This is a genomic window from Kiritimatiellia bacterium (genome assembly GCA_028715905.1).
Taxonomy (GTDB): domain Bacteria; phylum Verrucomicrobiota; class Kiritimatiellia; order JAAZAB01; family JAAZAB01; genus JAQUQV01.
Map to the genome: position 1 here is coordinate 1 of JAQUQV010000024.1, position 1,483 is coordinate 1,483.

The 1,483-nt window shown below is 56.7% G+C and carries 2 protein-coding genes; both read left to right on the forward strand.

Features of this window, described 5'->3' with window-relative positions:
• Positions 1 to 53: 53 nt before the first annotated feature.
• Entirely contained in the window at positions 54 to 746 is a 693-nt protein-coding gene (locus PHP98_06280; protein ID MDD5483243.1) for an HAD-IA family hydrolase, read from the forward strand.
• 31 nt (positions 747 to 777) lie between these two features.
• Positions 778 to 1,483 (forward strand): tRNA 4-thiouridine(8) synthase ThiI (locus tag PHP98_06285; GenBank protein ID MDD5483244.1); only part of this gene is annotated, 706 nt, incomplete at its 3' end.

A 1,483-nucleotide genomic window follows, 5' to 3' on the forward strand; every position in this document is an offset into this window, starting at 1 on the left:
TCCGGAAAATTGCGCGGGAAAACGCAACCAAGCTTTTAAAACTTTAACACCCGGTGAAACAACAGCTTCTAATTTTTGACCTGGACGGCACGCTGATTGATTCCCGGCATGACCTGAGCGCCGGCATCAATCTCATGCGCCGTCACTACAACCTTCCGCCGCTGGACGTGGATACCGTCGCGGGGTTTATCGGCGACGGCGTCCGCAACCTGGTAAAACGCTCCCTGGCAGGAGAAACCATTGATATTGACGAGGCGGTGCGCGTCAATTCCAGGTTTTACCTTGAACATATCCACGACCGAACCGTCCTATACCCCGGTGTTGCCGCCGGTTTGCCAGCGTTGCGCGCGCATGGCCATGTTCTGGCGCTCATCAGCAACAAGGGCGCGAGGGCCTGCAAAATAATTCTTGACCACTTCAAAATCGCGGACTTTTTCGCCAGCATTATCGGCGGCGACAGCGGTTTGCCGCTGAAACCCGATCCGGCCGCCGTCCGGGAAACCATGCGCCTGGTAAACATGAACGCCGCCGAAACCTGGATCATAGGCGACAACCACACCGACCTGGCCGCGGCGCGGAATGCGGTCGTGAAAAGCGTGTATGTCTCGTATGGCATCGGAAAAACCGGCCCGGAAAACGCAACGCTGAACTTCGCCGATTTTAACTCGCTGGTTGAATTCTTTCTTTGTAGGGGCCGCGCTTGCCGCGGGCCCATTAAATGGACTTCGCAAACGAAGCCCCTTTGAAGCATCCAAATTATAACACTGAACTGAAAACATGACCACCCGGAATAATATCCGCGCCCTCGTGCTTTTTTCCGGCGGACTGGACAGCCTGCTGGCCGCGCTCCTCCTGAAAGCGCAGAACATCCGGCTGACGGCCCTCATTTTCCGGAGCATTTTTTTTGACGCAACCGCCGCCGTCACCGCGGCTGAAAAGATGGATCTGCCGGTAAAAATCATTGATTTTACCGACACCCTCCTCGGCATCATTGAGCATCCCCGGCACGGGTTCGGCGCCGGATTAAATCCCTGCATTGACTGCCATGCCGCCATGATCAAAAAAGCCGGGGAAATAATGCGCGCGGAGAAATTTAATTTTGTGGCAACCGGCGAAGTTCTCAACGAACGCCCTATGTCGCAAAACAGACGCGCGTTGGCAATCGTCGCCAAAGAATCCGGCCTGGAAGGTTATCTGCTCCGGCCGCTCAGCGCGCAACTGCTGGAAATAACCGAGCCGGAAAAACTTGGCTGGGTGAACCGCGAAAAATTGTGCGCCATAAAAGGCCGCGGCCGCCGCCCCCAAATTGAGCTGGCGCGCGAGTTCGGCCTCGCCGATTACCCCCAGCCCGCCGGGGGATGCCTTTTGACCGACCCGGCTTACGGGAAACGTCTGCGCGAACTGCGCCGGCACGAGGGAGTCCGCAATATCGCCGCCATACAACTTTTGCGCGTCGGACGCCATTTCCGCCTTGGAAAAAACA